Origin of the sequence: Stenotrophomonas sp. CFBP 13724, assembly GCF_014841975.1 — a bacterium.
Lineage (GTDB): Bacteria > Pseudomonadota > Gammaproteobacteria > Xanthomonadales > Xanthomonadaceae > Stenotrophomonas > Stenotrophomonas lacuserhaii.
Map to the genome: position 1 here is coordinate 2,218,811 of NZ_JACYUW010000001.1, position 24,702 is coordinate 2,243,512.

The 24,702-nt window shown below is 66.7% G+C and carries 21 protein-coding genes, 1 pseudogene and 1 riboswitch; of the genes and pseudogenes, 10 read left to right on the plus strand and 12 right to left on the minus strand.

Annotated elements, in window-relative coordinates; genetic code table 11:
- Nucleotides 1-57: 57 nt before the first annotated feature.
- A complete protein-coding gene (locus IFT63_RS09880) occupies nt 58-450 on the minus strand; it encodes a hypothetical protein (RefSeq protein WP_192083981.1) in 393 nt (130 codons plus the stop codon).
- A 58-nt stretch (nt 451-508) separates the two neighbouring features.
- A complete protein-coding gene (locus IFT63_RS09885) occupies nt 509-1,747 on the minus strand; it encodes a multidrug effflux MFS transporter (protein WP_042613525.1) in 1,239 nt (412 codons plus the stop codon).
- Between the two features lie 306 nt (nt 1,748-2,053).
- Nucleotides 2,054-2,156: riboswitch (glycine riboswitch) on the plus strand.
- Between the two features lie 60 nt (nt 2,157-2,216).
- On the opposite strand from IFT63_RS09885, the gene gcvP reads away from it, so the two are divergent.
- Nucleotides 2,217-5,084, plus strand: coding sequence for an aminomethyl-transferring glycine dehydrogenase (gene gcvP / locus IFT63_RS09890; protein WP_192083982.1), 2,868 nt, complete (start codon nt 2,217-2,219; stop codon nt 5,082-5,084).
- A gap of 279 nt (nt 5,085-5,363) precedes the next feature.
- Complete coding sequence (locus IFT63_RS09895; RefSeq protein ID WP_152620625.1) at nt 5,364-5,594, plus strand: hypothetical protein; 231 nt, start codon at nt 5,364-5,366, stop codon at nt 5,592-5,594.
- A 47-nt stretch (nt 5,595-5,641) separates the two neighbouring features.
- Here IFT63_RS09895 and IFT63_RS09900 read toward each other — a convergent pair whose 3' ends face one another.
- A complete protein-coding gene (locus IFT63_RS09900; RefSeq protein ID WP_042613522.1) occupies nt 5,642-7,024 on the minus strand; it encodes an amino acid permease in 1,383 nt (460 codons plus the stop codon).
- 82 nt (nt 7,025-7,106) lie between these two features.
- A complete protein-coding gene (locus IFT63_RS09905) occupies nt 7,107-7,817 on the minus strand; it encodes an AraC family transcriptional regulator (protein ID WP_042613521.1) in 711 nt (236 codons plus the stop codon).
- Nucleotides 7,818-7,936: 119 nt separating this feature from the next.
- On the opposite strand from IFT63_RS09905, the gene IFT63_RS09910 reads away from it, so the two are divergent.
- Nucleotides 7,937-10,054 carry a catalase gene (locus IFT63_RS09910; protein WP_192083983.1) on the plus strand — a complete coding sequence of 706 codons (2,118 nt, stop codon included), beginning with the start codon at nt 7,937-7,939 and terminating at the stop codon, nt 10,052-10,054.
- Between the two features lie 21 nt (nt 10,055-10,075).
- Nucleotides 10,076-10,255: pseudogene (locus IFT63_RS09915) on the plus strand (HupB); the annotation flags it as partial.
- A 27-nt stretch (nt 10,256-10,282) separates the two neighbouring features.
- Here IFT63_RS09915 and IFT63_RS09920 read toward each other — a convergent pair.
- Nucleotides 10,283-11,050 carry a hypothetical protein gene (locus tag IFT63_RS09920; RefSeq protein ID WP_042613518.1) on the minus strand — a complete coding sequence of 256 codons (768 nt, stop codon included), beginning with the start codon at nt 11,048-11,050 and terminating at the stop codon, nt 10,283-10,285.
- Between the two features lie 187 nt (nt 11,051-11,237).
- Here IFT63_RS09920 and IFT63_RS09925 point away from each other — a divergent pair, with 187 nt between their 5' ends.
- Together IFT63_RS09925 and IFT63_RS09930 are read left to right on the plus strand one after the other, a co-directional pair.
- A complete protein-coding gene (locus tag IFT63_RS09925) occupies nt 11,238-12,218 on the plus strand; it encodes a L,D-transpeptidase (protein WP_192083984.1) in 981 nt (326 codons plus the stop codon).
- 4 nt (nt 12,219-12,222) lie between these two features.
- Entirely contained in the window at nt 12,223-12,918 is a 696-nt protein-coding gene (locus IFT63_RS09930; RefSeq protein ID WP_192083985.1) for a M23 family metallopeptidase, read from the plus strand.
- A 121-nt stretch (nt 12,919-13,039) separates the two neighbouring features.
- On the opposite strand, the gene IFT63_RS09935 is transcribed toward IFT63_RS09930, so the two are convergent.
- The 6 genes from IFT63_RS09935 to hflK all read right to left on the minus strand — a co-directional run bounded on the left by IFT63_RS09935 (nt 13,040) and on the right by hflK (nt 20,419).
- The gene (locus IFT63_RS09935) at nt 13,040-13,474 is read right to left on the minus strand and encodes a pyridoxamine 5'-phosphate oxidase family protein (RefSeq protein ID WP_192083986.1); all 435 of its coding nucleotides are present in this window, start codon (nt 13,472-13,474) and stop codon (nt 13,040-13,042) included.
- A gap of 823 nt (nt 13,475-14,297) precedes the next feature.
- On the minus strand, nt 14,298-15,590 hold the full coding sequence (locus IFT63_RS09940) for an adenylosuccinate synthase (RefSeq protein ID WP_042613514.1): 1,293 nt from the start codon (nt 15,588-15,590) through the stop codon (nt 14,298-14,300).
- Between the two features lie 207 nt (nt 15,591-15,797).
- Nucleotides 15,798-18,038: a hypothetical protein gene (locus IFT63_RS09945; protein WP_192083987.1), complete on the minus strand. Its 2,241-nt coding sequence runs from the start codon at nt 18,036-18,038 to the stop codon at nt 15,798-15,800.
- A 134-nt stretch (nt 18,039-18,172) separates the two neighbouring features.
- Complete coding sequence (locus IFT63_RS09950) at nt 18,173-18,358, minus strand: DUF2065 family protein (protein WP_042613512.1); 186 nt, start codon at nt 18,356-18,358, stop codon at nt 18,173-18,175.
- A gap of 64 nt (nt 18,359-18,422) precedes the next feature.
- On the minus strand, nt 18,423-19,286 hold the full coding sequence (locus IFT63_RS09955) for a protease modulator HflC (RefSeq protein WP_042613511.1): 864 nt from the start codon (nt 19,284-19,286) through the stop codon (nt 18,423-18,425).
- A complete protein-coding gene (gene hflK / locus IFT63_RS09960; protein WP_042613510.1) occupies nt 19,283-20,419 on the minus strand; it encodes an FtsH protease activity modulator HflK in 1,137 nt (378 codons plus the stop codon). Before hflK ends, IFT63_RS09955 begins: the two co-directional genes overlap by 4 nt.
- 143 nt (nt 20,420-20,562) lie before the next feature.
- Between hflK and IFT63_RS09965 the strand changes: the two genes are divergently transcribed.
- A complete protein-coding gene (locus tag IFT63_RS09965) occupies nt 20,563-21,558 on the plus strand; it encodes a YhdH/YhfP family quinone oxidoreductase (RefSeq protein ID WP_042613509.1) in 996 nt (331 codons plus the stop codon).
- 88 nt (nt 21,559-21,646) lie between these two features.
- Entirely contained in the window at nt 21,647-22,018 is a 372-nt protein-coding gene (gene pilH / locus IFT63_RS09970; protein ID WP_101099900.1) for a twitching motility response regulator PilH, read from the plus strand.
- Between the two features lie 496 nt (nt 22,019-22,514).
- Here pilH and IFT63_RS09975 read toward each other — a convergent pair whose 3' ends face one another.
- A complete protein-coding gene (locus tag IFT63_RS09975; protein WP_192083988.1) occupies nt 22,515-23,414 on the minus strand; it encodes a DnaJ C-terminal domain-containing protein in 900 nt (299 codons plus the stop codon).
- Between the two features lie 189 nt (nt 23,415-23,603).
- On the opposite strand from IFT63_RS09975, the gene IFT63_RS09980 reads away from it, so the two are divergent.
- The gene (locus IFT63_RS09980; protein ID WP_042613476.1) at nt 23,604-24,086 is read left to right on the plus strand and encodes a peroxiredoxin; all 483 of its coding nucleotides are present in this window, start codon (nt 23,604-23,606) and stop codon (nt 24,084-24,086) included.
- Nucleotides 24,087-24,127: 41 nt separating this feature from the next.
- Nucleotides 24,128-24,697 (plus strand): ferritin-like domain-containing protein, encoded by a 570-nt coding sequence (locus IFT63_RS09985; RefSeq protein WP_042613477.1) that lies wholly within the window; start codon nt 24,128-24,130, stop codon nt 24,695-24,697.
- The last annotated feature ends 5 nt before the right edge of the window (nt 24,698-24,702 follow it).

A 24,702-nucleotide genomic window follows, 5' to 3' on the forward strand; every position in this document is an offset into this window, starting at 1 on the left:
CCACGGCGCTCGCCGAGCATGGCTCGGCGCTACCTCCGGACTCCATGCAACGCCTGATCAGTTGGCCTTGCCGGCCGCCATCTTCGCGGCAAGCGCGTCCTTGAACTCATCGAAACTGAGCCCCTGTGCATTGGCCTCGGCCTGCGCGGCGTCGCGCAGCGCGTCCGAGTACACCAGACGCACCGGCGTGCCCTTGCGTTCGTGCAGCTCACCGGCCTGCATGATCAGGGCCAGCACCTGTGCGGCACTCTCACTCTGGCCGGCGATGCGGCCATCCATGCCCAGCACCCATTCGCCATCGCGCCGCACGATGCCGGCCAGCAGCGTGCGCTGCTGGTCGCGCAGTTCGGCGTGCGGCTCGACCGGCGAGGCGTTCGCGGCTTCGCGGTTGGCGGCCTGGGATTCGCGGCGCCGGCGGATGTCACGGCGCAGTTTGGAGGTGGTCGACATCAGGGGGTTACGGGCAATCGGGCCGGCAAGGATACCGCACGCCACGCGCTGACCTGCTTCACGGCGGCCCCTCGCCCGTGGCCACCCGCAGCGCCTCCGCAGCGCGCTCGCGCCGGTGTTCCCAATACCAGAACACGAAGCCCACCGCGAAGAAGGCCGCCTGGCCCAGCGCCAGCTGCAGCGGCGAATGGCTGAGCAGCGGCGACACCAGCCCGGCCACCAGAGTGCTGACCATCAGCTGCAGGAAGGCCTGCAATGACGAGGCCAGCCCGCGCTGGTGCGGATACATGTCCAGCACCGCCAGGGCCAGGATCGGGAAGATCAGCGCCATGCCCAGGCCACCGATGAAGATCGGCAGCACCGCCCACGGCAGCGCCAGCTGCGGGGCCATGGCAACGTAGCCGGTGTTCAGCACGGCCGAAACCGCACAGCAGATGAAGCCGATGCTCACCTGGCGCGTCGGCGTGGTACGGCCGGCCATTCGCCCGGACAGGAACGAACCGGCCGTCATGCCGCCGATGGTCGGGATGAACAGCCAGGCGAATCCGCCCTCGCCCAACCTCAGGTGCTGCATCACGAACATCGGCGCGGAGGCGATGTAGAGGAAGATGCCACCGAAGTTGATGCTGCCGGCCAGCGCCAACCGCATGAAGCGCGGGTTCGAGCCGATGCGCAGGTAGTCGCGCACCAGCCCGCGCGGCGACAGCGGCGTGCGTGCGTCGATCGGGTGGGTTTCCGGCAGGAAGCGCGCGGTAGCCACCAGCAGCAGCAGCGAGAACACCACCAGGAACCAGAAGATCAGCGGCCAGCCGGCACCGCTGAGCAGGATCCAGCCGCCGATGATCGGCGCGATGGCCGGCGCGATGCCGAAGATCATCGACACCTGGCTCATCAACCGCTGCGCATCGTGGCCGTGGTACAGGTCGCGGATCACCGCGCGGCCTACGATCATGCCGACGCCGGCCGACAGGCCCTGCAGCGCGCGGAACATCAGCAGCGTGGTCAGGTCGGTGGACAGGGCGCAGCCGACCGAGGCGCCCACGAACACCACCAGCCCGCCGAGGATCACCCTCTTGCGCCCCCAGGCATCGGAAAGGGGGCCGTGGGCCAGGCTCATCAGCCCATAGAACAGCAGGTAGACGCTGACGGTCTGCTGCACCGCTACTTCATCCACCCCGAGCCGCTGCGCCAACTGTGGGAACGCCGGAAAGATGGTGTCGATGGAGAACGGGCCGAACATCGCCAGGCCTGCAAGCAGCAGGGCCAGACGGCGGGTCGAAGGCGAGGCGGAAGTCATGGAAGCGTCCGGAGATGCCGCGCAGGCCATGCGCGGCGGGCGCCCGGTCCGGCCCAGGCAGGACAGGAAAGCGGCGCCGGATGAATACGAGAATGGCGCCATGATAGGCCGTTGTCCGGCCCATTACCATGCGATCCGCGCCGAATCCGTCCGGTGGGTCGCACCGCATTCAGCCGTGTCTATCGCCTGCCGCTCCCCCCGGCTTCCACGCGGGCCGCTATAATCGGCGGGCAACAAGGTGGGAGAAGCAGGACACCGCTGCCGAAGGCGCAAACGCCCGTAATCGCTCAGGCCCGTGACCACCCGCATCAAAACTCTGGAGAGACCGGTTCAATCCGGCGCCGAAGGGGCACGAAGCCGCGCACACGCGCGCTTCCAAACTCTCAGGCAAAAGGACAGAGGGGCGCCCCGCAGGCTGCTGATCGGCAGCCTGCCCACGTGCGTGCCCTTTCCCGACGGATCCTTCGCCATGTCCCAGAACACCCCTTCGTTGCGCGAGCTTGAACACCACAACGCGTTCGTCGAGCGTCACATCGGCCCCAACGATGCGGAGATCGCGCAGATGCTGAGCGTGGTCGGCCATGCCTCGCTGGATGCGCTGACCGACGCCATCGTGCCAGCCCGGATCAAGTCGCCGGCGCCGCTGGCGCTGCCCGAATCGATCACCGAAGTGCAGGCACTGGCCAAGATCCGCGCCATCGCCGACCAGAACACCGTGCTGCGCAGCTTCATCGGCCAAGGCTACTACGGCACCCACACGCCGAACGTCATCCTGCGCAACATCCTGGAAAACCCGGCGTGGTACACCGCCTACACGCCGTACCAGGCTGAGATCTCGCAGGGCCGCATGGAAGCGCTGATCAACTTCCAGACGCTGTGCGCGGACCTGACCGGCATGGAAATCGCCAACGCCTCGCTGCTGGACGAAGCCACTGCGGCGGCCGAAGCGATGACCCTGGCCAAGCGTTCGGCCAAGTCGAGGTCGGACACCTTCTTCGTGCATGACGCGGTGCATCCGCAGACGCTGGAACTGCTGCGCACCCGCGCCGAACCGCTGGGCATCGTGCTGCGCGTGGGTACCCCGGCCGAAGCGCTGGAAGCGGAGGCCTTCGGCCTGCTGCTGCAGTATCCGGACACCTTCGGCCAGGTGGCCGACCACAAAGCGCTGGTCGATGCCGTGCACGCCCGCGGCGGCCTGGTCGCGGTGGCGACCGATCTGCTCGCATTGACCCTGCTGGCCGCCCCCGGCGAATGGGGCGCGGACATCGTGGTCGGCAACAGCCAGCGCTTCGGCGTGCCGTTCGGCTTTGGTGGCCCGCATGCCGCCTTCATGGCCTGCCGCGATGCCTACAAGCGCTCGATGCCGGGCCGCCTGATCGGGGTCTCCATCGATGCGCAGGGCAACCCCGCCTACCGCCTCACCCTGCAGACCCGCGAGCAGCACATCCGCCGCGAGAAGGCCACCTCCAACATCTGTACCGCCCAGGTGCTGCTGGCGGTGATGGCCTCGATGTATGCGGTGTACCACGGCCCGGACGGGCTGACCCGCATTGCACGCCGCACCCACCGCCTGGCCGCGATCCTGGCCGCTGCGCTGCGCAGCAACGGCGTGGCCGTCGGCAGCGACTTCTTCGATACGCTGCATGTCACCGGCATCGACGCCGCGGCCATCCACGGCGCCGCGCGCGCGGCCGGCTACAACCTGCGTGCCATCGACAGCAGCTCGGTCAGCATCAGCCTGGACGAGACCGCCACCCGCGAAGATGTGATCGCGCTGGCCGCGGTGTTCGGCGCACAGGCCGACGTGGATACGCTGGACAGCAGCACTGCCGACGCCATCCCTGCCGCCCTGGTCCGCCGCAGCGGATTCCTGACCCACCCGGTGTTCAACACCCACCACAGCGAGCACGAACTGCTGCGCTACCTGCGTTCGCTGGCCGACAAGGACCTGGCGATGGACCGCACGATGATCCCGCTGGGTTCGTGCACCATGAAGCTCAACGCCACCGCCGAAATGATCCCGGTGACCTGGCCGGAGTTCGGCAACATCCATCCGCTGGTGCCGGCCGACCAGGCCGTGGGCTACAAGGCGCTGATCGAAGGCCTGGAAGCGATGCTGGTGGAATGCACCGGCTACGACGCGGTCAGCCTGCAGCCCAATTCCGGCGCGCAGGGCGAATACGCCGGCCTGCTGGCAATCCGCGCGTATCACCGTTCGCGCGGCGATGACCATCGCGATATCTGCCTGATCCCGGATTCGGCGCACGGCACCAACCCGGCGTCGGCGCAGATGTGCGGCATGAAGGTCGTGGTCACCAAGACCGATGCAAACGGCAACGTCGATGTCGACGACATCCGCCGCAATGCGGAAAAGTACAGCGACCGCCTCGCCGCGCTGATGGTCACCTACCCGTCCACGCACGGCGTGTTCGAGGAAGAGATCGTGGAGATCTGCGAGATCATCCACCAGCACGGCGGCCAGGTGTACACCGATGGCGCCAACATGAACGCACTGGTCGGCGTGGCCAAGCCCGGCAAATGGGGCTCGGACGTGTCGCACCTGAACCTCCACAAGACCTTCTGCATCCCGCACGGCGGCGGTGGTCCCGGCGTGGGTCCCTGCGCGGTGAAGTCGCACCTGGCCCCGTTCCTGCCACGCGTGCTCGGTGGCGAAGGTGATGTCGGCATGGTCTCGGCGGCATCCTTCGGCAGCGCCTCGATCCTGCCGATCAGCTGGATGTACATCACGCTGATGGGCAGCGAAGGCCTGCGCAAGGCGACCCAGGTCGCCCTGCTCAACGCCAACTACATTGCCACCCGCCTGGCCCCGCACTTCAAGACCCTGTACACCGGCCGCAACGGGCTGGTGGCACATGAGTGCATCCTGGACGTGCGCCCGCTGGAAAAGACCAGCGGCATCGGCGCCGAGGACATCGCCAAGCGACTGATCGATTTCGGCTTCCACGCGCCGACGCTGAGTTTCCCGGTCGCCGGCACGTTGATGGTGGAGCCGACCGAAAGCGAATCCCAGCACGAACTGGATCGCTTCATCGACGCGATGATCCAGATCCGCGAAGAGATCGCCGCGATCGAAGAGGGCCGCCTGGAGCGTGAGGACAATCCGCTGAAGAACGCACCGCACACGGCCACCGCAGTAACCGCAAGCGAGTGGACCCACGCCTACCCGCGCGAACTGGCGGCGTTCCCGCTGGCCAGCCTGAAGCAGTCCAAGTACTGGCCGCCCGTGGCCCGGGTGGACAACGTGTACGGCGACAAGAACGTGATGTGCGCCTGCATCCCGGTCGATGCGTACAAGGATGACGAAGTCGACGCCTGATCGGCCTCCCGGGGCATCCACGGTCAGCCACAAGGCCCGCGCAAGCGGGCCTTGTGCGTCATGGGCAGTCGTTCGCCATCGCCATCATGCAGAACGACGACAAACAGGCGCGCAGGCCCCTGACGGGTGCGCACCTGCTTCCCTGATGGGTCTGATGCGGCGGTAGCGGGACGATGCTGGCACGTTCCGGCGCGACAGCCCGGAACGGCCCCGCATCAATCGGGGGCACGTCCGCTTCCTGCAGCGCAGGGAGCCTCTCGTCACCAGTGGAGACATTCCATGAAACGCATCAGAACATTGCCCGCCATCGTCCTGCTCGCCGGGTTCCTTGCCGCGCCGGCCGCCCTTGCGCAGAACAACGCCGAACAGCGCGGCATCATCGACTGCGGCATTCAATATGCAACCTGCATGATCACCCAGAACATCTTCACGTGTTCAGCGGAATTCGCTCTGTGCATGCTGGGCGGTGGCGGTGGCAGCGGCTCAGCCGCCATGGACCGCCGTGACTGACGGCGTCCCAGGCGTAGCGGTACGGATCGCTACGCCTTCATGGCCGCTCAGCCTGCGCTGCTGCGAAGTCGCCGCGCGGTGGCGCTGCAGCCGGCAATGAACAAGGTCAGCACCACCATCGACAGGAACTGCAGGCGGGTCTGGTCGCCGTACAGCAGCAGCGCGAAGATCAGCGCCAGGATGCCCAGCGCCAAGGCCGTCAACCAGGGAAAAGCGGCCATGCGGAACGGCAGCGACACACCGGCGCGGTCCGCCCGCCGACGCAGCACGAGCTGCGACAGCAGCGACAACGTCCACACCAGCAGGCAGGTGGAACCGACGATGTTCAGCAGCACCGGCAGCACCCTGTCCGGAAACAGCAGCTCCATCACCGTGGCGGCAAAGCCGAACAGGACGCTTGCCAGCACCGCCAGCACCGGTACCTGGCGACGGTCGGCCCATCCCAGCATGGATGGCGCTTCATGGCGCTGTGCCAGCGAGAAGATCATCCGCGACGCCCCGTACAGATTGGCATTGAGCGCCGATAGCAGGGCGATCACCGCAACCAGCGTGATGGCCGTCCCGGCGCCAGGGATATTGGCCGCTTCCAGCACGGCGGCGAACGGCGACTTCAATGCCTCGCTGGTCCACGGCACCACCGCGATGATGACGCTCAGCGAGCCGATGTAGAACACCAGGATGCGCCATGCCACGGTGCGGATCGCGCGCGCGATGCTGCGCTCGGGATCCTCGGTTTCGGCCGCGGCGACCGCCACGATCTCGGTGCCGCCAAAGGCGAAGATCACCACCAGCAGCGCCGCGCCCACGCCGGCCAGCCCGGTCGGGGCAAAGCCGCCATTTCCGGTGAAGTTGGACAGGCCCGGTGAGGTCGCATCCGGCAACCAGCCCAGCAGAAGCGCCGCACCGATGGCGATGAAGCCAAGGATCGCGGCCACCTTGAGGATCGCGAACCAGAACTCGAACTCACCGAAATTCTTCACCCCCAGCAGGTTGATGGCGGTGAAGAACAGCATGAACGCCAACGCCGCCATCGGCACCGACAGCCCGGTCCATACGGTAGCCAGCAGGCCGGCCGCGCCCACCGCTTCGGCGGCGATCACGATCACCAGCTGCACCCACCACAGCCACCCGACGGTGGCACCGGCGGTCGGCCCCAGGGCGTCGGCGGCATACACCGAAAAGGCGCCGCTGGTGGGCTTGTTGGCCGCCATTTCGCCCAGCGCGTTCATCACGATGATCACCAGCGCACCGGCCACCAGGTAGGACAGCAGCACGGCCGGGCCGGCCAACTGCACGCCGACACCGGAGCCGAGGAACAAGCCGGCGCCGATGGCACTGCCCAGCCCCATCATGATCAGCTGGCGGGGCTTGAGCGCATGCCCAAGGCGGGTGGTTGAAGCAGGAGCGGCAGGCGTCGGGTTGGCGGGCATCGAAGGACACTGTGTGCGGCAACAAGGCCGTCACATTACCTTGTCCAGCGCGCCGGTGGGATAGGCCGGATGGGCTGCGGGCTCAGCCGCCGGCCAGTTCGGTGATGCGGGCCCGGTAGGCGCGCGGGGAAACCCCCGCCTCCGCCTTGAACTTGCGGGTGAACGCGCTCTGGTCGCTGAAGCCGCAGGCCTGGCCGATGCTGGCAATGCTGTCGTTGCCATGCAGCAGATGCATGGCCATCTGGATCCGCAACCGGGTAAGCACCTGCTGTGGGGTCATCTGGAACACTTTGCGAAAGCTGCGCTCCAGCTTGGACAGCGAGAACCCGGTGATGTCCAGCAGGGTCTGCATGCGCACGTTTTCGGCGTAATGCGCATTGAGGTGCGCCAGCGCCAGCCGCAGGTGCTCGTACTGCGCGCCCAGGCTGTGCTTCTGGCCGAGATCGCGGGAAATGCCGATCAGCCCCTTGATCTCTCCCTCAACGACGAGCGGACGCTTGCAGGTCAGGCACCAGCCCGGTTCGCGGTTGGCGAACAGGTGCAGTTCCATCAGGTTTTCGATCACCGCCCCGCCGATCACCCGCGCATCCTGGTCGGCGTAGTCCGCGCTCAGTCCGGTCGGATAGATCTCCGCCGCGGTGCGGCCGATGACCTCCTTGCGCGATTTCAACCCGAGCCGGCGCAGCATGGTCTGGTTGATGTGGGTGTAACGCCCCTCGCAGTCCTTCATGAAGAACAGCACGTCCGGGATGGCGTCGAACAGGGCTTCGATGTCGGCAGGTTCAACACGCATGGACACAGCATAGCCGACCGCCGTTTTCCCTGCGCACTCACCTGGCCGGGACCCGGGGTTAACACCTGTGCCTCCACAGTCAATGGGAGCACCCCGCCAATCCCCCAGGAGATCCCTCGATGGCCGCCAGCAAGCCCACCGGCAAGCGCGCACCCGCCCAGCCCACGTCGTCGTCATCACCGCCCAGCGAAGCGCTGGAGCAGCGCGGCCAGGGCGATGAACTGCACCAGCTGGCCGGTGGCTCCCACCCGGTCCTCACCAGCAACCAGGGCATTCCGGTTTCCGACAACCAGAACTCACTGCGTGCAGGGCCGCGTGGCCCCAGCCTGCTGGAAGACTTCCTGCTGCGCGAGAAGATCACCCACTTCGACCACGAACGGATCCCGGAACGCATCGTGCATGCGCGCGGCAGCGCTGCCCATGGCTACTTCGAGCTGACCCGTTCGCTGGGCAAGTTCACCCGCGCGAAGGTGCTGACCGAAGTCGGCGTCAAGACGCCGGTGTTCACGCGTTTTTCCACCGTGGCCGGCGGCGCGGGCTCGGTGGACACCCCGCGCGACGTGCGCGGATTCGCGGTGAAGCTGTATACCCCTGAAGGCAACTGGGACCTGGTCGGAAACAACATCCCGGTATTCTTCATCCAGGATGCGCTGAAGTTCCCCGACCTGATCCACGCAGTGAAGATGGAGCCGGACCGTGCCTTCCCGCAGGCCGCCAGCGCCCATGACACGTTCTGGGATTTCGTGTCCCTGATGCCTGAATCCATGCACATGATCATGTGGGCGATGAGTGATCGCACCATTCCGCGGTCGCTGCGGATGATCGAAGGCTTCGGCATCCACAGCTTCCGCCTGCTCGACGAGGCCGGAAACTCCACGTTCGTGAAATTCCACTGGCGGCCCAAGCTGGGCCTGCAGTCGACCGTCTGGGACGAAGCCCTTAAACTGCAGGGTGCCGACAATGATTTCCAGCGCCGCGACCTGTTCGAGGCGATCCAGCGTGGCGACTTCCCCGAATGGGAACTGGCCGTGCAGCTGTTCACCGAAGAAGAGGCCGAGCAGTTCCCGTTCGACCACCTGGACCCGACCAAGATCGTCCCCGAATCGCTGGTGCCGCTGCAGGTGATCGGCAGGATGGTGCTGGATCGCTGGCCGGACAACTTCTTCGCCGAAACCGAACAGGTGGCGTACTGCCCGGCCAACGTGCCGCCCGGCATTGATTTCAGCAACGATCCGCTGCTGCAGGGGCGCTTGTTCTCTTATCTGGACACCCAGCTGATCCGCCTGGGCGGGCCGAATTTCCACCAGATTCCGGTCAATGCACCGAAGTGCCCGTTCGCCAACCACCAGCGCGATGGCCACATGCAGATGCAGGTGCCCAAGGGCCGGGTGGCCTATGACCCCAGTTCGCTGGAAGCGGACACGCCGCGAGAGACGCCGGGCGGTTTCCGCAGCCATGCCACCGCCGATGACGGGCGCAAGGGCCGCACCCGCGCCGAGAGTTTTGCTGACCACTTCAGCCAGGCGCGGATGTTCTTCCGCAGCCTGGAGAAGCCGGAACAGGCGCACCTGGCGTCCGCGCTGGTGTTCGAGCTGTCCAAGGTGGAAACCGCAGCGGTGCGCGAGCGCACTGTCAGCCAGCTGCGCAACATCGATGACAGCCTGGCCCAGCGCGTGGCCGATGGCCTGGGCATGGACGAACTGCCCGCACCTGCCCCGGCTGCGGTTCCCGCGCAGGACCTGCCCAACGCCCCGGAAGTGCGCACCATCGGGCGCGGCAAGGACACCCTGCAGGGCCGGTGCATCGGCATCCTGTTCGACGAAGGATCCGATGCCGGCGCCATCGCCGCGTTGCGCGATGCGGCGCAGAAGGCGGGCGCGGATGTGAAGCTGGTGGCGCCCAAGCTGGGCGGCGGTGTGCTGAGCGACGGCAAGCGCCAGGCCGCCGATGGCCAACTCGCCGGTACGCCGTCGGTGGTATTCGATGCGGTCGCGGTGGTGCTGAGTGCGGAGGCCGGCAAGGCGCTGTCCAAGGAGTCCGCCGCCATTGATTTCGTCAGCAACGCCTGGGCGCACCTGAAGGCCATCGGCCACGACGAGGGCGCCAAGGCGCTGCTCAAAGCCGCCGGCGTCGGCAGTGATCCGGGCATCGTGCAGGCGTCCTATGCCAAGGGGTTCATTGCGGCCGCCGCAACCCGCCAGTGGGCACGCGAACCGAAACTGCGCCTGCTGGCCTGATCCCCTGAGAGGAGCAACGTCATGACCCAAGGTGATAAATCCGCCTACACGGACAAGCAGAAGCGCAAGGCGACGCACATCGAAGAGAGCGAGAAGGACAAGGGCCGCTCGGCCACTGATGCCGAACGGATCGCGTGGGCCACGGTCAACAAGCAGGATGGCGGTGGCAACAAAAGCGGCAGTGGCCGCAAGGATGCCAAGGACAGCTGACCCGGCTGGGGCGGAACGTCAGCGGGCGGTTCGGGCCGGCGGCGTCGGTGCTGCGCCGCGCCGTACGCCGGCTGCCTGCACACGGCGTACGGCGGCGATCGGAACCGCTTCCGCCCGCCGCTGCGCCGGCCACCACAGGAACACGAACGCGCTGCTGGTGCCCAGCAGCCGCGCCTGCCCCGGTAGTGCGGTGGCATCACCGATCAAGTGCACGGTCACCGTATCACCGGCGCGACGATCGCGGATGTCGTCGCCACGCTGGGCTACGTAACCGGCTGCCGCCACCGCCATGAACAGCGTCACGGCTACGGTCATCGCGGTCAACGGACGCATCCGCGTGGCCTCCCAGCTGGTGAACACCGAACGCCCCAGCAGCAGTCGCCACAACCGGTTGCGACCCATCAAGCGAGCGACCGTGTCCGGATTGCGCAGGCGCAGCGTCTCCGGCCAGGTGACCAGCAATACCAGCAGCACGCCCAGCAGCAACAGGCCGATGTATACCGGGTCGCGCACGCCGGCGACCAGGAAGTCACTGGCCTGCAGGTAATCCAGGATCGATACCCCGAATCCGCGATAGAACCAATAGCTGCACCACAGGCCCAGTGCCGAGACCAGCAGGTAAGCGGTGGTGAACAGCAGCGCCGGCTCGCGCTGCATGCGGCGGGAAGCCTGCAGCACGATCGAATCTTCATTGCCCTCCGAAACCGGTATCAGCGACCAGTCAAACGCCTTGGGCGACGTCCCCGCCCGCGCGCCTGCCGGCGTTGGATTGTCATTGCTGTCCATGGCATCCCCTTTTCTGCTGCGTAGCATCGGCCAAGTTGCAGCGCAGCGGTAGTGTCTGGCTCGCTCGACACCCCGCGAGCTCACTCGACACCTGGCCACGCCGGGCGCTCAGCCACCCGTCAGCCTTTTCACGGTGGCTGCGCATGCCCCATGGGCATGGTGGGAACATTCGAACAAGGAGTCCCCGATGCTGCCTACGCGCTTGCCCCTGTCTACCCTGCTGATCGCCTGCCTGGGCCTGGCGGCTACGCCCTTCGCGATGGCCCAGTCAGCGGATGCGTCCGCGCCCAGCGCAGGCGCTGCCGCTACCACCCCGCCGGTGAACATCGAGCCACGCTCGCCCCTGCATGCGCAGGTGTTGCTGGACCGGGCCAACTTCTCGCCCGGCCAGATCGACGGCGAGGTGGGCTCGAACCAGCGCCGTGCCGTTACCGGCTTCCAGGCTGCACGCGGGCTCAAGGTGACCGGTGAGCTGGACGAGGCAACCTGGCAGGCGCTGCAGGCCGACAGCACCAACATGCTGGTGCGCTACACGCTCACCGCCGAAGACGTGGCCGGTCCATTCCAGCCTACGCCGAAGGGGCCTGCCGCGCAGGCGCAGCTCGAAGCGCTGGGCTTCGGCTCGGTGGCCGAAGCGCTCGGCGAGCGCTTCCACGCCTCCCCGGACCTGCTCAAGGCGCTGAACCCGGGCATGGATCTGGGCAAGGCCGGCACGTCGATCCAGGTGCCGAACATCGGTAGCGGCGCCTTGCCGAAGGCGGCGAAGGTGCTGATCGACAAATCCGATTCCACCCTGCAGCTGTTGGATGACCAGGGCAAGGTGCTGGCGCAGGTTCCTGTCTCCTCTGGCAGCCAGCACGATCCGCTGCCAATCGGTGAGTGGAAGATCCTCGGCGTTGCGCGTGATCCCACCTTCCACTACAACCCCAAGCTGTTCTGGGACGCGAAGAAGGGTGACAGCAAGCAGACCCTGCCGCCGGGCCCGAACAATCCGGTGGGCGTAGTGTGGATCGACATTTCCAAGCCCCATTACGGCCTGCATGGCACGCCCGAGCCGGGCCATGTCGGCAAGACCGAATCGCATGGCTGTGTGCGCATGACCAACTGGGATGCGCTGCGCGTGGCCGATGCCGTGGGACCGTCGTTGACCGTGGTGATGCAGGAGTAAGCCGATGCGCGTGATGCCGTTGATCGCAGTGGGGTTGGTGGTGGGTATCGGCACCGGTTGGTGGCTGTTCGGCCAGCGCGGCGCGGCGGTGGACATCGCGCCGGTGGATCCGGCGTCGGTGATCGCCGTGCCGGGTGAACCGGCGCGGTCGCCTTCGTTGACGCCCGAAGCCGTGTCCGGACCGTCTCGTTCATCGCTGCAGGTGGCCGCTGCGGCGCCGGCCCTGCCGGTTGCACCGGCGGTCGCCACGCCTGCCTCCTCACCCGCGTCCCGCGGACTGCTGTTGCCGGTGCAGGGCATCGCGCCTTCGCAGTTGCAGGACACCTTCACCGATGCGCGCAGCGAGGGCCGGGTGCACGATGCCATCGACATCATGGCGGCCGAAGGAACGCCGGTGCTGGCGGTGGCGGACGGCCATGTCGAGAAGCTGTTCGATAGCGACAAGGGCGGACTGACGATGTACCAGTTCGATCCCGACGGCGTGCACTGCTACTACTACGCGCACCTGCAGCGTTACGCCGACGGGTTGATGGAGAAGAAGCAGATCAAGCGTGGCGAGGTGATCGGCTACGTGGGCAGCACTGGCAACGCCGATCCGCAGGCACCGCACCTGCACTTTGAAGTACATGTGCTGGGACCGGAGAAGCAGTGGTGGAAGGGAGATTCGATCAATCCGTATCCCTTGCTGACGGGGCGATGATCCCAGGAACGGGCATACCGCGCGAAGAGCCCGCTGCGCTCGCCGACCATGGGTCGGCGCTACCGGGGTAGCGGGTTTCTGGTAGCGCCGAGCCATGCTCGGCGGATTCCATCAGCGCGCGTCAGACGCGCAGCTCACCCTGATCTTCGCCATCCCACCAGGTGATGCGCGAGGCACGCACGTGCAGCAGCACGATGCCCGGGGTATCGATGCCCTGCTCGAACCAGCGCTCCAGGTCCTTGACCCAATGCGCGGCGAAGGTCGCCTTGTCCGTATGCAGATGACAATGGCCCTGCACAGCGACAAAGATAGGCGGCTTGCCCAGCAGTGACTTGGCGCCGGTGAAGGAAAGGCCGACTTTGGGATCGCGGCGGATATCGGCCACCATGCGGGTGTTTTCGAAGGTGAAAAACCAGCTGTCACCGTCGTAGTCGACGTCACCATTGTTGCTCATCGGCCGCGCCGCATGCTCACCACCGTCGGTGGTGGTCTGCAGCATGACGAAATCGATGTCGGCCATCTTCTTGGCCAGATCCTGCAGGGTGTAGGCGCTCATCGGTGATTCCTGGTGGGTGATGCACCGAGGGTGGGGCGGCCGCGGTAAATGCACCGTGTAGGGCCAGCGAGGGCGATGTGCAGTGTCGCCGATGAGGGCATGCAGTTGCGTGCCCGGGGGAGAGAAAACACCCCTGGTTCTCCGCCGCCCCCCGTGGGGCAACAACAGACTGACTTTGATATGCGTTACAGGATGCCAGTCCCGGCGTGTGCTGTTGCATCCCCCCGCGCATCCTCGAGGCGGTGGCGCGCTCGCGATATGGGTAATGTGTAAAACACCTGCACGCAAGCGCTGGCGTCTCGAATGCAGTCACGACGTGCCCTGACGGCGTCGCCGACACATGAGTCTTCCGTGCGCGAGGTCACTCCTCGCTCCAGTCATCTGGTCACAGACTCACAGTTGCGCACACCATGTGCGCGAATTCTGGAGGAGTCGATGACCATTACAGCCACGTCATGTGTGACCGCCCTGCTTCTCACCGCAAGCGTGCTTGCAACCAGTACGAGTGCACATAGCGCCACCGCCAGCCAGAATCCCGGGGTGGCGGCCTGCTCGGCCGCGTTTTCACAATCGCCCGCCAGTCAATCCTGCGTCTCGCGAGGCATCGGCGGGAGGGACGATGGATACTGCGTGATGAGGGCCGTATGCACCACAGCCGATGGCTCGCCAAGTCCCTCAACCGGCGCATTCTCGCTGACGGAGATGGCGACACTGCACAACTGCGATGGAAAGCTGAGGGCTGGCGGCTGCTGATTGCCCCGCCCGATGCGGTGAGCCCCGCAGATGCGGGGCTCACCGGGTATGCACTGATGCTCGCTCTGGATCAGGCAAACGGGTCCTGCAGGACCATGGTGTGGTCACGGTCCGGACCGGTCGACACGATGCTGATCGGGCAACCGGCCAGCTCTTCCAGCGAACGCAGGTAAGCACGTGCGGCCGGCGGCAGGTCGTCCCAGTTGGTGATGCCGTGGGTGTTCTCGGTCCAGCCCGGGAATTCCAGGTACACGGGCGTGCACTCTTCCCAGCCCTGGCCATCCAGCGGTGCGTACTCGGTGCGCTTGCCACGGTATTCGTAGGCGATGCAGATTTTCAGCTTTTCCATGCCATCCAGCACGTCCAGCTTGGTGATGCACAGGCCGCTGATGCCGTTGATGGCCACCGCGCGCTTCAGCGCCACGATGTCCATCCAGCCGCAGCGACGCGGCCGACCGGTGGATGCACCGTACTCGGCGCCACGGTCACGGATGCCCTGGCCGATTTCATCGTCCAGTTCGGTCGGGAACGGGCCACCGCCCACGCGCGTGGCGTAGGCCTTGGCGATACCCAGCACGTAGTCGATGGAATCAGCGCCCACGCCGGCACCGGCCAGCGCACCACCGACGGTGGTGTTGGAGCTGGTGACGTACGGGTAGGTGCCGTGGTCGATGTCCAGCAGCGCGCCCTGCGCCCCTTCGAACAGCACCCGCTTACCCTGCTTGCGCAGATCGTGCAGGATGCCGGCCACGTCGGACTTCATCGGCTGCACGTATTCGCCGAAGGCCAGCGCTTCGTCGAAGGTCTGCTGGAAATCGACCGCGTCGGTGCCCAGGTACTTGGTCAGCACGAAGTTGTGGTAATCCAGCGCGGTGCGCAGCAGTTCTTCCAGCTGCGCCGGGTAGTGCAGGTCAGCGATGCGGATGCCGCGACGCGCCACCTTGTCTTCGTAGGCCGGGCCGATGCCACGGCCGGTGGTGCCGATCGCCTTGCCACCGGCAGCGCGTTCGCGCGCCTGGTCCAGGGCGATGTGGTACGGCATGATCAGCGGCGCGGCCGGGGAGATCTTCAGGCGCGAACGCACTTCCACGCCGGAGGTTTCCAGCTCGGCGATTTCCTTCTGCAGCGCGGCCGGGGAGATCACCACGCCGTTGCCGATGAGGCACAGCGCATCGGCGCGCAGGATGCCCGACGGAATCAGGTGCAGGACGGTCTTCTTGCCATTGATGACCAGCGTGTGGCCGGCATTGTGGCCACCCTGGAAACGTACTACGGCACCGATTTCCTCGGTGAGCAGATCGACGATCTTGCCCTTGCCTTCATCGCCCCACTGGGCACCAAGCACTACGACAGACTGACCCATGACGGGCTCCTCGAATTGTGTGCGGCCATCGGGGCCGCGGACGGGTAAACCGTGGCGAGGCTGGCCAGCGCGGGGTGGCGGCTCCAACGGGGAGGCGCCGGCGATGGAGGGCCCGGACACGGAAAAAGCCGAACGGGAGGCCCGTCCGGCTTTTGTGCATTATCCGGGTTTCGGGGGGCAGGTGCCACCCTGTGCCGGCGCCATGGGTCAGCCCGTGTTGGGGTCGGCGGCGGCCTGCACCGGCGCCGCCTGGGTGAACATCCGGTCAAACGGGGCCGAGGGGCGCGGCTCGCAACCGAAGGCCTCGTCGAATGCTTTGAGCGAACGCCCCAACTCGGCCCGGAACGGGCCCGGCGGGTGGTGATCCTCGCTGATCTCCGCCCGGAGCTGGGCCGCGGTGGGGTTGGCTGCATGCAGTCCGGCCGCTGCAACGAAGAACCGCCGGTGATCGAACGCCCTGCCCTCGCGCGCGGCCTCAGCCTCCCCGGCACGCCGGCCGGCGCTTAATCCACGCAGGTCACACGCCGCTTCGCCCCGCACTCGCTGGGCATCGAGCTGGGGCTCGCTGCTCCACAGGTCCCCGATGCGCTGGCCGATGGCCGCGTTCTCCTGTTCCATCATCGCCGCGCCCACTGCACTGAGCGTGCACCCATCAACCATCAAGTGACCCAGTTCATGCCCGAACATCACGCCCAGCGTCGCCCATTCGTGCTCCGCTGATGTCGCCCCTGTCTGCACGCTTCTCAGCAGCGCAGGCGTGGTGAACACCTGCCCGTCCAGCACGTTGGTGCCCATTGCAAGGTGGTGGGCCGGACTGCCGGCGCGGCTCGCTCCGGCCGGATCCTCGATGATCTCGATATCTTCCCGCACCTTGAGTCCGGCAAGGCGCTGCAGGTTGATCGCAAACGAAGGCGAGGCCTCGAAGCCGCTCCACTCCATGTCGCGCCCGTCGTCCAACCGCAGGCTGGCGTCGTGCAGTACCTCCTGCAGCAGGCGTATATCCTCCACCGGCAATGACGATGCTGCCAGGTCCTCCAGATAGACCTGCTTCACACCATCGAACAGGGCCCTTGCCCGGGTTTCCAGTGCGGGGGCGGCGCTGCTTCCGTACCACGCCCCCAGCAGGCGGCGCCCGCCACGGGAATCCTCCAGCCGGTGCAGGAGCTGTCCGGGCTCGCGCCCGGTCTGCAGCAGATGCTCCATCCGTCGTGCCTGCTGGCAGCGCAGGAAGGCTTTCCACTCGGGCAGCGAACGGCTGCTCAGCAGGCCATCCAGGCTCCGGCAGGTTTCCACGCTGGTGAACAGCGCGGTCATGGGATCCAGCCTGAGCGCGCTCCACACCTTGGCCCAGGGGAAACCCGGCAATGCGAGGATCGCCTGGGACAGGCTGTAGGACCCCATACGCATCGGTTCCATCGGCACGCGGGCCAGCTCGGCTTCCATGTCGAAGATACCGCCAGCCGCTTGTTCTGCTTCCCCCTGCGGCATACCGGTGTGTACCAGCAGCCGGGCGATATCGGCCTTGTGCGCCAGCACGGCCGGATGTGCAGGCGGGAAGCCGTACAGTCCAGCTGGCTCGGCCGGTTGCAGCGCCAGGCCGACCACCAGCACGCCGGCGCGGAAGTAGCGTTCCAGCCCCAGTACGCTCTCCTGCCCCTTCAGCATCGAGACGCAGATGTGTTGCATGACGTCGTCCATGCTGGCCAGTGCTGCGATCTCATCGCGCTGCGCAGCGAACGCGCTCCACGACCAACCGCCGACGTCCCGTGCACTTGCCCAGGTCAAGGCAAGTGCCTGCTCCGCGCCCGGCGCATCCGGCGATGCGTGGGCCAGGTCGTCCAGCATCTGCGCCTGTAGGATCTTCTTGGCTTCGCTGAAGAAACTGGGCGCGACGGGCCCGGCAGGATGCTGGAGTTTCCAGAACCCGTTGGCGTACTGGTCCAGGTCGGTACACGGATCGGCGAACCAGGCCGCGATGCCCTGCCACAGCAGCGACCGACCGCCGCCCACGCTCTCTTCGGCCACCAGCAGCGCCTCCTGTTCGGCCAGCTCCGCCAGCGGATGCCTGATCTGCGGCAACACCGCGGGATGGAACGCATGCTGCGCGGGGGCCTGTTGCACATCAGACTGCGTGGCCCCAGCAGACGGGTCGCTTGGCGAGACGACGCTGCGCGGCAGCAGCCTGCCGATTCCAGCGGCCGATCGGCCGGGCTGCAACGGGGGTGTGGCCAGCGAAGGCGCCGGGGCGTCGCTGATCCTTGCGGCAGCACCGGCGAGATGGCTCCCCGCCAGCAACATCACCGTGCCGGCGGCCAAGGTGGCGCGCGCGTTCCAGGGCTGGTTCGCCACCCGCCACACCATGCCAGCGGGCTGCCGCGGCACACGCTGCAGATGGCCGGAGACCGGCCTGCCCCGTTGCATCTGTAGATACTCGTTACGTCCGTTCATGTCGCGTGCAACGCCATTGCTCACTGGCATCGTTCGTTCCCCCACACCATGGAGGTTCCGACGCTAGCAACGGGATTTTCAGCGAGACATAGCCGGACACGACAACGCGCGAATTCTGCAGGAAAGGCGCATTCCTAGTGGCGTGCCCACCACAACAGGCTCAAGCCCGCCAGCAAAACCAGCCCGCCGAAGCTGCGCAGCGCCGGCCCGGGCAGGTCCATCAAACGCTCGGCCATGCGTTTCCACGCCAGTGGCGCGGCAAACAACAGCAGGCCTTCCAGCACGGCCACCAGGCACAGCGCGGCGAACAGGTCTTTCATCCAACTGCTCCACAAAAAGCACGGGGCCCGGACATGCCGGGCCCCGTGCGGAAACGATGGCGACTCAGCGGTCGCTTTTCAGGTACTGCAGGAACGGATCATTTTTGTCCAGCACGATCACCCCGTTGCCATCGGTCAACGAGTTGCGATAGGCCTCCAGGCTGCGGGTGAACGCAAAGAACGACGGATCGGCCGAACCGGCCTGGCCGTAGATCCGCGTGGCTTCGGCATCACCTTCACCGCGCATGCGCTGGGCATCGCGCTCGGCTTCGGCCACCAGCACCGTCGCCTCGCGGTCGGCCTGGGCGCGGATGGTGAGCGACTGCTCTTCGCCCTCTGCCCGCAGCTTGGCCGCTTCCTGCTTGCGCTGGGCGCGCATGCGCTCGTACACGTCGTTGATCACCTGGCTGTCGGTTGGCAGGTCGATCTGCTTGATGCGCAGGTCGATGATCTGCATGCCCAGGCCCTGCACCGCTTCGTTGATGCCGGTCAGCTGGTCGGCGATCAGTTCGCTGCGGTCACCGGACACCAGCTCGGTCAGCGAACGCGAGTTGATCTGGTTGCGCAGCGAATCGGTGATGATCGGTGCCAGGCGGGCGTTGGCCACGCGCGGATCGCCGCCGGTGGCGCGGAAGTAATCGCCCACGTTGGAGATGTAACCGATGGCGAAGAAGTCGACGCTGACGTCCTTCTGTTCGGCGGTGAAGTAACGCGCCGGCGCGGTGTCGAGCACCTGGAAGCGGCGATCGAACACGCGCACCGTTTCCACCAGCGGCACCTTGAAGTGCAGGCCCGGCTTGATGTCCGCACGGACCACGCGGCCCAGGTTCAGCACCATGCCGGTCTGGTCCTCACGGACCACGAACACCGACCCCAGCAGGCCGAACAGGATCACGACCACCAGGCCGATCCACAGTGAACTCCTCATTGGCTGCCCTCCTCACGGCCGCTCGGTCGCCCCGTCGGACGGCCTGTCGGCCGGCCTGCATCACGCGGGGTGGGGCTTGCACTGCTGCCGGTCACGGCAGGCAGCACGACATCCGGATTGGACAACGGCAGCTGCGCTGCACCGGTCGGGCGTGTTTCGCCCGGGAATGGCACGTACAGCACCTGGCGGCTGTCGCCACCGATCACCTTGCGGTTCTCGGCCAGCACCTGCTCGACCGTTTCCAGCCACAGGCGCTTGCGGGTCACGTCCGGCGCGTTCTTGTACTGCTGCTGCAGCAGCGTGAAGCGCTGGGCATCACCTTCTGCACGCGAGACCACGGCGGCCTTGTAGCCTTCGGCGGTGGTACGGGTACGGGCGGACTGGCCGCGCGCTTCCGGAACCACCTTGGCCGCGTAAGCCTGCGCTTCGTTGATCAGCCGTTCCTTGACCTGCTGCGCACCATTGACCTCGTCGAAGGCCGGCTTCACTTCTTCCGGCGGACGCGCATCGGGCAGGGTCAGGCCCGTCACGGTGACGCCGGTGCGGTACGCGCCCAGCAGGGTCTGCAGGCGGGTTTCGGCGGCGGTCGCCAACGGGCCACGGTTGTTGAGCACCGAGTTCAGGTCGGCACGACCGACTTCTTCGCGCACCGCGCTCTGCGCCGACTGCTCCAACACCTGGTTGGCATCGAAGGTGCCGAACAGGAACAGGCGCGGGTCATCGATGCGGTACTGCACGTTGAGCGAGACGTTGACGATGTTCTCATCGCGGGTCAGCACCGGCACCGAGACCGAGAAGGTCTTGATCTCCGTGGCGTTGACCTTGGTCACCGACTCGATCGGCCAGGGCAGCTTGAAGCTGGGGCCTGGCTGCAGGATGCGCGAGAACTGGCCGAAGCGCAGCACCACGCCACGCTGCTGTTCGCCGATCAGCTGGAAGCTGGAGAACAGCAGCAGCAGGACCGCCGCAATGACGATCCAGCGGACGATGCCGCCATCGAACATGTCTTTCAACGGCCCCGGGAACCCACCCCAGCCACCACCAAATCCGCCGCCGCGGGGCTTGGAAGGCCCCCGCCGGTTGTCTTCGGGACGTTGTCCGTCCCTGTTGCCGCCGGGTGTATTCCAGGCCATGCACGCTCCATCTGAATTGGGCCGCGCCACGGGCCCTTCCCGTGACACCAGCCTTGTACCGGTTTCCCTGATTCTACAAGATGGGGCGGACCAGAAGGATTGGAAGGGGGTAAGGTGACATTTCCCCGTCAGCGAGCGTTCCAATGTCCCTGCCCGACAGCTTCAGCGCCTTCCGTATCCACAAGGACGAGCACGGCCACCACAGCGGCCTGGCGCCGCTGCAGGTGGACGATCTTTCCCCCGGGCAGGTGCTGATCCGCGCGCAGTGGTCATCGGTCAACTACAAGGACGCCCTGGCCGGGACCGGCCGCGGCCGCATCCTGCGCCGCTTTCCGCTGGTCGGCGGGATCGACGTGGCAGGCGTGGTGGTCGCTTCGAGCGACCCGGCCTGGCGCGAGGGCGATGCGGTGCTGGCCACCGGCTGCGGCCTGAGCGAAACCCGTGACGGCGGCTACAGCCAGTATGTACGGCTGGAATCGAGCGCGGTCATCGCCCTGCCGGCCGGGCTGACCCCGCGCGAGGCGATGGTTCTGGGCACGGCCGGCTTCACCGCTGCGCTGGCCCTGCTGCGCATGCAGGACAACCGCCTGACGCCCGCGCATGGGCCGCTGGCGGTGACCGGTGCCAGCGGCGGCGTCGGTAGCCTGGCCGTGGATATCTTCAGCCGCGCCGGCTATGCCGTGCATGCGGTGAGCGGCAAGCCGGAGCAGGCCGACTGGCTGCGCGCGATCGGTGCCAGCGAGGTGCTGCCGCGTGAAGCGCTGGCCGACACTGCGCCGCTGCAGTCGGCCCGCTTTGGCGGTGGGCTGGACAATGCAGGCGGCCCGATGCTGGCCAGCCTGCTGGCACAGACCGTCGCCTACGGCAGCGTGGTCAGCGCGGGACTGGCCGCCGAGCCTTCGCTGGAGATGACGGTGATGCCGTTCATCCTGCGCGGCGTCTCGCTGCTCGGCGTGTCCTCGGCCAGTGCACCGCGGGCGCTGCGCGAGCAGGTCTGGGAACGGCTGGGCGGCGACTGGAAGCCGGTGCACCTGGACGCGATCTGCACGCGGGAAATCGGGCTTGCCGAGCTGCCGCCGGTCTTTGACAGCATGCTTTCGGGCGGCTCGCGCGGGCGCACCGTGGTACGGATCGACTGAACGTCGCAGGCGGGCGACGGACGGCACGTTGTCGGCTTCTCCCCGGGGCAAGCGGCACACTACACTGCGGCATCACCTGGGGAGCAACATGGCACGCATCCTGATCGTCGACGATTCACCATCGCAGCTGTTGGGGATACAGCGCATCGTCGAGAAGCTGGGCCACCAGATCCTGACCGCCACCGATGGGGCGGCCGGCGTGGAAACCGCGCGCGCCGAACTGCCGGACCTGGTGCTGATGGACGTGGTGATGCCCAACCTCAACGGCTTCCAGGCCACCCGCACGCTGGCCCGCGATGAAACCACCCGCCACATCCCGGTGATCCTGGTGACCACCAAGGACCAGGACACCGACCGCATGTGGGGCATGCGCCAGGGCGCGAAGGCGTACATCACCAAGCCGTTTTCCGAGGACGAACTGTCCGAGGTACTGGAGCGCGTGTTCGCTGGGCAGCCCTGACGGGGCGTTGGTCGAACGGGTGAGACCCCCTCGCGGGTGACTGCTGTTTGAAGCTGCAGCTGGGTTTGGGCCGGGCGGTGGGGCTGGTCGGGGGACGGCAGAAGCCGCATCCTGCGGGCCTCGTTTCGCGCCATCCATGGCGCTCAACGCCCCCGCCCAGCCCCACCGCCCGACCCATGACAGGTTCCGGTGGCCGCCACCCGCGCAATGAAAGAAAGAAAAGCGGTAGCGCCGACCCATGGTCGGCGGAACCCATCAGATCCCATTCCCCCACCCTCCGCCGACCATGGGTCGGCGCTACCCAGGCCGCCATGGACCTGTCGAAGGCGGGGCGGGGTGGCTGTGCAGGACCGTCTTTTCGCATGGATGCGAAAAGCGAGCCTACAGGGACGTACTTGCGGCGTGTCCTGCACAGTCGCCCCGCCCCGCCAACGCAACAGCCCTGCAGCCGTTGCCGTTGCCTTGCGCCTCAGCCGTGCGCAGCACAAAAAACTCCTCAGATCGACTCGCCGAACGCTTTGGCCAGGTTGCGGTAGGCCTCGGCCTGGGCCTCATCGTTGGCCGCCGGCGCCACGATCTCCAGCTCCACGATCTGGTCACCGTCCGGATTGCCCGGCAGGCCACGCCCGCGCAGGCGCAGCCTGCGCCCGGCATCGGATCCAGCGGCTACCTTCAACTCCACCGCACCGCCCAGCGTCGGCACGCTGATGCTGGTGCCCAGCGCCGCCTGCCACGGCGTCACCTGCAGGGTGTACAGGATGTTGCGACCATCTACTTCGAACTGCGGGTGCGCGGCATATTCCACTTCCAGCAGCAGGTTGCCGCCGTCGGTGCCCTGCCCGCCCAGCCGGATCACCTGGCCCGGCTTGATGCCCTTCGGCACGCGCACGTCCAGCTGGCGGCCGTTGACGGTGATACGCAGGGTATCGCCGTTGTAGGCCGCTTCCAGCGGGACGGAAAGCTTGGCCCGGGTGTCGCGCTGCGGGGCATGGCCGCCACTGCTGAAGCCCGGGCCCGGGCCGCGCGCAGCGCCGCCGCGCTGGCGCGCGAACAGGCTTTCGAAGAAATCGCTGAAGCCGCCGTTGGCGCCGCCTGCGCCGCCGCCGAACACTTCCTCGAAATCGAAGCCACCGCCCCCGCCGTAGTTGGGCGGGACGTTGAACTCCTCGCCCGGCCGGTAACCCTGGGCCTTCAGCTGGTCATACGCCGCGCGCTTCTGCGGGTCGCGCAGCGCCTCGTACGCCTCGTTGATGCCCTTGAATTTTTCTTCCGCGCCGGCTTCCTTGCTGACGTCCGGGTGGTACTTGCGCGCCAGCCGCCGGTAAGCGGTCTTGATCTCAGCGTCGCCCGCGCTGGGCTCCACGCCCAGGGTGGCGTAGTAATCCTTGAATTCCATCGTGCTACCTCGATTGATCCGTCGGCACCGGGGGCGCCAACCCGCGCCTATTCTAGCGGCTGCCATGTGCAGGCCCAGCCCGGCTGCCCCGTGACCCGCCAGATCGGGCATGCACACGGGATTTTCAATCCGTTGACACGGCCATCCCATCGGCGTGCCTACGCTGCTCGCTTACTAGGAGCCCCCCCGATGAGCATCCAAGCCGGCGAGCCGATTCCCGAAGTAACCCTCAAACGCATCCGCGACGGCGTGGAGACGATCGACACCAAGGCCCTGTTCGACGGCCGCAAGGCGGTGTTGTTCGCGGTGCCCGGTGCCTTCACCCCGACGTGCTCGGCACGTCACCTGCCCGGTTTCATCGAGCACTTCGCCGAATTCCGCCAACGCGGCATCGAGGTCTACTGCGTGGCGGTCAACGATCCGTTCGTGATGAAGGCGTGGGGCGAAAGCCAGCACGTGCCGGACGGGCTGCTGATGCTGTCCGACGGCAACGGTGAACTGGCCCGCGCGCTCGGCCTGGAAATAGACGCCAGCGCGTCCGGCATGGGCATGCGTTCGCGTCGGTTCGCCCTGTACGTAGACAACGGCACGGTGCGCGAAGCCTGGATCGACGCGCCCGGCAAGTTCGAGGTGTCCTCGGCCGAGCACGTACTCCAGCACCTGCCTCACTGATCGACGCACCACCGCAACCAACGAAGGAGAAAAGGCCAGCCATGTCAAAGCCAGCCAAGCACCCGCATCCCGCCCATCCCGCCGGCATCAGCGATCGCCAGGTCCTGCGCGACAACGCCCGGCGCAACATCGAAGATGGCGCGATCACCGATACCTACAACGCCGACCGCAAGGCGGTGATCCAGTTGCTCAACGATGCGCTGGCCACCGAATACGTGTGCGTGCTGCGCTACTACCGCCACTACTTCATGGCCAAGGGCATGCTCGCCGATGCGGTCAAGGCCGAGTTTCTGGAGCATGCCCAGCAGGAGCAGGCACATGCCGGCAAACTGGCCGAGCGCATCGTCCAGCTGGGCGGCGAGCCGGACTTCAACCCGGACACCCTGACCGCACGCTCGCATGCCGAGTACAAGGAAGGCACCGACCTGCGCGACATGGTGCGCGAGAACCTCATCGCCGAGCGCATCGCCATCGACAGCTACCGCGAGATGATCAACTTCGTCGGCGACAAGGACACCACCACCAAGCGCATCCTGGAAGAGATTCTGGCCCAGGAGGAAGAGCACGCTGACGAATTTGCCGACCTGTTGGATGGCTGGATCGGCAAGTAGACCGC

Coding starts and splice junctions, on each gene's coding strand:
- hflK (WP_042613510.1), bottom strand. CDS start 20,419: ATGGCCTGGAATACACCCGGCGGCAACAGGGACGGACAACGTCCCGAA.
- IFT63_RS09950 (WP_042613512.1), bottom strand. CDS start 18,358: ATGAAAGACCTGTTCGCCGCGCTGTGCCTGGTGGCCGTGCTGGAAGGC.
- IFT63_RS09980 (WP_042613476.1), top strand. CDS start 23,604: ATGAGCATCCAAGCCGGCGAGCCGATTCCCGAAGTAACCCTCAAACGC.
- IFT63_RS09920 (WP_042613518.1), bottom strand. CDS start 11,050: ATGGACAGCAATGACAATCCAACGCCGGCAGGCGCGCGGGCGGGGACG.
- IFT63_RS09910 (WP_192083983.1), top strand. CDS start 7,937: ATGGCCGCCAGCAAGCCCACCGGCAAGCGCGCACCCGCCCAGCCCACG.
- IFT63_RS09930 (WP_192083985.1), top strand. CDS start 12,223: ATGCGCGTGATGCCGTTGATCGCAGTGGGGTTGGTGGTGGGTATCGGC.
- IFT63_RS09965 (WP_042613509.1), top strand. CDS start 20,563: ATGTCCCTGCCCGACAGCTTCAGCGCCTTCCGTATCCACAAGGACGAG.
- gcvP (WP_192083982.1), top strand. CDS start 2,217: ATGTCCCAGAACACCCCTTCGTTGCGCGAGCTTGAACACCACAACGCG.
- IFT63_RS09945 (WP_192083987.1), bottom strand. CDS start 18,038: ATGAACGGACGTAACGAGTATCTACAGATGCAACGGGGCAGGCCGGTC.
- IFT63_RS09935 (WP_192083986.1), bottom strand. CDS start 13,474: ATGAGCGCCTACACCCTGCAGGATCTGGCCAAGAAGATGGCCGACATC.
- IFT63_RS09905 (WP_042613521.1), bottom strand. CDS start 7,817: ATGCGTGTTGAACCTGCCGACATCGAAGCCCTGTTCGACGCCATCCCG.
- IFT63_RS09985 (WP_042613477.1), top strand. CDS start 24,128: ATGTCAAAGCCAGCCAAGCACCCGCATCCCGCCCATCCCGCCGGCATC.
- IFT63_RS09885 (WP_042613525.1), bottom strand. CDS start 1,747: ATGACTTCCGCCTCGCCTTCGACCCGCCGTCTGGCCCTGCTGCTTGCA.
- IFT63_RS09940 (WP_042613514.1), bottom strand. CDS start 15,590: ATGGGTCAGTCTGTCGTAGTGCTTGGTGCCCAGTGGGGCGATGAAGGC.
- IFT63_RS09925 (WP_192083984.1), top strand. CDS start 11,238: ATGCTGCCTACGCGCTTGCCCCTGTCTACCCTGCTGATCGCCTGCCTG.
- IFT63_RS09955 (WP_042613511.1), bottom strand. CDS start 19,286: ATGAGGAGTTCACTGTGGATCGGCCTGGTGGTCGTGATCCTGTTCGGC.
- pilH (WP_101099900.1), top strand. CDS start 21,647: ATGGCACGCATCCTGATCGTCGACGATTCACCATCGCAGCTGTTGGGG.
- IFT63_RS09880 (WP_192083981.1), bottom strand. CDS start 450: ATGTCGACCACCTCCAAACTGCGCCGTGACATCCGCCGGCGCCGCGAA.
- IFT63_RS09895 (WP_152620625.1), top strand. CDS start 5,364: ATGAAACGCATCAGAACATTGCCCGCCATCGTCCTGCTCGCCGGGTTC.
- IFT63_RS09975 (WP_192083988.1), bottom strand. CDS start 23,414: ATGGAATTCAAGGATTACTACGCCACCCTGGGCGTGGAGCCCAGCGCG.
- IFT63_RS09900 (WP_042613522.1), bottom strand. CDS start 7,024: ATGCCCGCCAACCCGACGCCTGCCGCTCCTGCTTCAACCACCCGCCTT.